The organism is uncultured Campylobacter sp., assembly GCF_938045225.1.
Classification (GTDB): Bacteria; Campylobacterota; Campylobacteria; order Campylobacterales; family Campylobacteraceae; genus Campylobacter_A.
The window spans coordinates 1-4,557 of sequence record NZ_CALINL010000058.1 but is presented as its reverse complement, the minus strand read 5'-3'; the positions used below and the strand labels follow the sequence as shown (position 1 = coordinate 4,557).

5 protein-coding genes and 2 pseudogenes are annotated in these 4,557 nt (G+C 43.7%); all 7 read left to right on the top strand.

The window, feature by feature from the left end:
- Nucleotides 1-658, top strand: a pseudogene (gene tolB / locus Q0200_RS02745) (Tol-Pal system protein TolB); the annotation flags it as partial.
- A 53-nt stretch (nucleotides 659-711) separates the two neighbouring features.
- Nucleotides 712-1,230 carry an OmpA family protein gene (locus tag Q0200_RS02740; protein ID WP_297937446.1) on the top strand — a complete coding sequence of 173 codons (519 nt, stop codon included), beginning with the start codon at nucleotides 712-714 and terminating at the stop codon, nucleotides 1,228-1,230.
- A gap of 8 nt (nucleotides 1,231-1,238) precedes the next feature.
- Nucleotides 1,239-2,138 (top strand): tetratricopeptide repeat protein, encoded by a 900-nt coding sequence (locus tag Q0200_RS02735; RefSeq protein ID WP_297937443.1) that lies wholly within the window; start codon nucleotides 1,239-1,241, stop codon nucleotides 2,136-2,138.
- Between the two features lie 59 nt (nucleotides 2,139-2,197).
- Nucleotides 2,198-2,809 (top strand): peptidylprolyl isomerase, encoded by a 612-nt coding sequence (locus Q0200_RS02730; RefSeq protein WP_297937440.1) that lies wholly within the window; start codon nucleotides 2,198-2,200, stop codon nucleotides 2,807-2,809.
- Between the two features lie 10 nt (nucleotides 2,810-2,819).
- Complete coding sequence (fabD, locus tag Q0200_RS02725) at nucleotides 2,820-3,740, top strand: ACP S-malonyltransferase (protein ID WP_297937437.1); 921 nt, start codon at nucleotides 2,820-2,822, stop codon at nucleotides 3,738-3,740.
- The gene (locus tag Q0200_RS02720; RefSeq protein WP_297937435.1) at nucleotides 3,737-4,420 is read left to right on the top strand and encodes a 5'-methylthioadenosine/adenosylhomocysteine nucleosidase; all 684 of its coding nucleotides are present in this window, start codon (nucleotides 3,737-3,739) and stop codon (nucleotides 4,418-4,420) included. Before fabD ends, Q0200_RS02720 begins: the two co-directional genes overlap by 4 nt.
- Nucleotides 4,417-4,557 (top strand): annotated as a pseudogene (locus Q0200_RS02715) (tRNA 2-thiocytidine biosynthesis protein TtcA); the annotation flags it as partial. The gene Q0200_RS02720 and the pseudogene Q0200_RS02715, both read left to right, overlap by 4 nt.

Genomic DNA, 4,557 nt, shown 5'->3' with positions numbered 1-4,557 from the left:
TTACTACTCTGATTACAGCGGTAAAAACTTAGTTCTTTATAGATACGATGTTGCGAGCGGCCAAAAAACTAAAATTTTAGATAGCAAGGGAGGTATGCTTATAGCCTCCGACGTTAGCCAAAACGGAGATAAAATTTTGCTAACTATGGCTCCGCAAGATCAGCCTGATATCTATATATACGATCTAAATTCAAAAAGACTATCTCAGGTAACTAACTATAGCGGCATAGACGTGAACGGCAACTTCGTTGACGGCGACAGACGCGTAGTTTTTGTTTCCGATAGACTTGGCTATCCTAATGTTTTCGCGCAAAATGTAGATGGAAGCGGTTTTGAGCAGTTGGTCTATCACGGCAAAAACAACAACTCCGTTAGTACCTATCAAAACTATATAGTGTACTCTAGTAGAGAAGACGGTAAGAGTAGCTTTGGAACGAGAGATTTTAACATATATATGATCTCTACGCAGACTGACTATATCAGACAGCTCACTGCAAGCGGTAAAAATTTATACCCTAGATTTTCTAGCGACGGACAAAGCGTAGTGTTTATCAAAGAGCTTGGCGGCCAGAGTTCTCTTGGTATAATTCGCGTAAATGAGAACAAAAGTTTCCAATTTCCATTAAAAATCGGTAAAATTCAGTCTATTGATTGGTAATATTTAGTAAATTTTATGATATAATCACGTTAAATTTCTATAAAAGGATGAAAATGAAAAAAGTAGTTTTAACTTCTGCTGCTATTGCAGCTTTATTGTTGAGCGGTTGTAGCTCTAAAAACCCTGAAGTTGATATGAGCGCTGACGCTAATCAAAATATGGGCGGTATGAACTCAAGCGATAACATGATGAGCGATAGCGAGAGATTGCAACAATTAATTTCAAGCATCGAAGGTCAAGTTCAAACTGTATACTTTGACTTTGACAAATTTAATATCAAAGGTGACATGCAGTCTGCTATCAACACAAACGCAGGCCTATTTAATCAATCAGAGGCTCAAGGTCTTTCTGTAAAAGTAGAGGGTAACTGCGACGAGTGGGGTACAGATGAGTACAACTATGCGCTTGGTCTAAAAAGAGCAAAAGCTGCTAAAGACGCTCTTGTAAAACAAGGCGTTTCTGCTGACAGAATCACTGTTGTAAGTTACGGCGAAAGCAACCCTGTTTGCACAGACAAAACAAAAGCTTGCGACGCTCAAAACAGACGTGCTGAATTCAAAGTTCTTCCATAATTAAATTTATGACGAATTTAAAAACTTTCGTGGCTCTTTTTATAGGAGCCACTCTTTCTTATTCCGCTTCCAATGAAATTTCGGTATTTGATGCTGGAAATTTAGATAGCTCTAGTCCCTACGGTTTGACCGATAATGAAAAAACCTTTCTAAAAAACAAGCAAAACGTAGAAAATCTAAGTAGAAATATGGGCGACGTCGAGTCAAATTTAAATGCCATACAAGAGCGCTTAGAAGGCTTGCAGAGCGTACTAGACGGACTAAACTCAAGAATGTCTAGAATAGAAAAAAGACTAAACGATATCGAAGGAAACGACGGAAATTCTACCGCAAAAAGTGATTTTGACGAGCTTAAAAAATACGTAGAAGAAAGCCGAAAAATACAAGAGGCCAACAACGCTAAAATCACCAAAGCCCTTAAGGATATGGGTGCTTTGATAGATAAGAGCAACGCTGCGCCTGCTACCACAAAAAAAAACGATGAAGACAAGCCGGTAGCTAGCAATAGCCCAGCCGCTGCTGAGCCACAAGCTCCAAAGATTGATTTTACTAAACAAAAAAATCAAGATGTAGCAAGCGAAGCTAAAAAGCTATTTGACGCAGGCAAGCTCGATGATGCAAAGGCTAGATACGAATATCTTTTAAGTAAAGATCATAAGCCTGCGATGGCGAATTTTTATCTCGGCGAGATAGCGTATCAGCAAAAAGCTTACAACAACGCCATAAAATACTACCAGCAAAGTATCCAGCTCTACGACAAGGCCGAGTATACACCAAAGCTTCTTTATCACACTGCTATTAGCTTTGATAAGATAAAAGACACGGCAAGTGCGAATAAATTTTACAAAGCACTAAAACTAGGCTATCCGGACAGCAAAGAAGCCAAAGCCGCACCTACTCGAAACTAAAACATTCTTTAATAAATTTAACGATATAATCACGTTATTTTCATAAATAGGAGAAGAACGTGAAAGAACAAGTTATAGCTATGTTTTATGAGCTAAAAGACGCAAAAACGGGCGAAATTTTAGAGTCCAATATGCAAGTGGGGCAAGAGATTTCCTTTTTAACAGGTCGCGGTCATATCATCGAGAAGCTAGAAGAAGAGGTTGCTAAACTAGAAAAGGGCGAAACAAAGGTTATCGTTATCCCGGCTGCACACGCTTGCGGAGAGTATGACTCTAGCGCGGTTCAGATGTTGCCTAAAGAGCAATTTGCGGGCATCGAGCTAAAAGAGGGCATGGAGCTTTTCGGTCAAGGCGAGCACGGCGAGAGCGTACGCGTGATAGTAAAATCTATCGGCGAGGACGACGTAACGGTTGATTTTAACCACCCTTACGCAGGCAAAGATTTGGAGTTTAAGGTTCAAATTTTCGACAAACGCGACGCTACAGAGGACGAGATAGCTACGGGTATGGTAGGCGGCGCACATACATGCGGATGCGGCGGACACGATCACGACCATCACCACGGCGAGGGCGGTTGCTGCGGAGGCCACGGCCATCATGAGCACAAAGAGGGTGGCTGCTGCGCTGGACACGGTCATCATCACGATGACGGCGGATGCGGTTGCCACTAAGAGTATCTAGATGAGAGCGGCGTTTATATTCCCGGGACAAGGCTCGCAAAGCATCGGTATGGGTAAGGAAATTTACGAAAATTTCCGCCCGGCCGCCGAGTTTTTGCAAAATGCAAACGATAGCCTAAAAATCGACTTTTCAAATCTACTCTTCAACGAAAACGACCTCATAAACAGGAGCGAATTTACTCAGCCTGCCATCGTTTTAAACTCGCTTATGTGCTATCTTGCTTTAAAGCAAAGCGTAAATTTAGAGCCAAGCTTCGCGCTCGGCCACTCTTTGGGCGAGTTTAGCGCGCTTGCGGTTAGCGGCGCATTTGATTTTACGGGTGCGCTTAGGATCGTAAATTTGCGCGGTAAATTTATGCAAGAGGACTGCGCGGGCAAAGACGTGACGATGAGCGTTATTTTGGGGCTTAGCGACGAGACGGTAGAGCAAATTTGCAAAAACGCGCAAGCGGACGGCTATCAAATTTACGCCGCGAACTACAACTGCGACGGTCAGATCGTGATCGCGGGGCTAAAAGGCGACATCGCCAAATTTGAGTCAGCGTTTAAAGAAGCGGGTGCTAAGCGCGTGCTGCCTCTAAATATGTCCGTCATCAGCCACTGCCCGCTTTTGAAAAATGCCAGCGAGAAGCTAACGGCACAGCTAGAGCCGGCATTAGCTGCCAAATTTGCCCCAGTCGTTTCAAACGCGTCGGCAAAAGCTTACGGCACGAAAGACGAAGCGCTAAATTTGCTAAAAACCCAGCTCATTAGCCCCGTTTTATACAAACAAAGCATCAAAAGCATCGAAAACGAGGTTGATATTTTTGTGGAGTTCGGCGGTAGCGTGCTAAAAGGCATCAACAAAAAAATCACCGAAAAGCCGACCTTTAGCGTCACCGATCTTAGCAGTCTTGAAGAGCTTTTAAAGGAGCTTAAATGATAGCGATCTTAGGCGCGATGCGCGAGGAGGTTGCTCCTCTACTTGAGCGCATCAAGGACTATAAAGAGGTTAAGCACGCAAATAACGTATTTTACCTCGCAAATTTCGGCGGCAAAGAGCTTGTGATCGCCTACTCAAAGATCGGCAAGGTAAACGCTGCTCTGACCGCAAGCGCGATGATCGAGAAATTTGGTGCCAAGAAACTGCTTTTTACCGGCGTCGCAGGCGCGCTAAATCCAAATTTAAAAATCGGCGATATGCTTTATGCGACTAGTCTGATGCAGCACGACGTCGATATTACGGCGTTTGGACACCCACACGGCTACGTGCCCGAGACTAGCATATTTATCAAAAGCGACGACGCTCTAAATGCGTTAGCCTCTAGCGTCGCGGCTGAAAAAGGCATCACGCTAAAAGGCGGCATCATCGCAACTGGCGATCAGTTTATCTGCGACAACGAGAAAAAAGAGTGGATCAAAAAGATATTTAATGCAAGTGCTACCGAGATGGAGGGTGCGAGTGTTGCGCTAGTTTGTGAAACGCTTGGCGTGCCATTTTTCATCCTTAGAGCCATCAGCGACGGAGCTGGCAATGAGGCTGAATTTGACTTTGATAAATTCTTACAAGACTCAGCAAACGTCAGCGCTAAATTTATCCTAGAAATGGTGGAGAGTTTATGATAGAGCTTAGCAAGAGACTGCTTAGGCAAGTTGGCCAGACAAACGCTAGATACAAGATGATAGAGGGCGGAGATAAGATCTTGCTTGGTCTTAGCGGCGGTAAAGATAGCCTCGCACTCGCTCACGTATTAAAGCAT

Excerpts from the sequence above, each read along its gene's own strand:
- Q0200_RS02740 (WP_297937446.1), top strand. The coding sequence starts at position 712 with ATGAAAAAAGTAGTTTTAACTTCTGCTGCTATTGCAGCTTTATTGTTG.
- Q0200_RS02735 (WP_297937443.1), top strand. The coding sequence starts at position 1,239 with ATGACGAATTTAAAAACTTTCGTGGCTCTTTTTATAGGAGCCACTCTT.
- fabD (WP_297937437.1), top strand. The coding sequence starts at position 2,820 with ATGAGAGCGGCGTTTATATTCCCGGGACAAGGCTCGCAAAGCATCGGT.
- Q0200_RS02720 (WP_297937435.1), top strand. The coding sequence starts at position 3,737 with ATGATAGCGATCTTAGGCGCGATGCGCGAGGAGGTTGCTCCTCTACTT.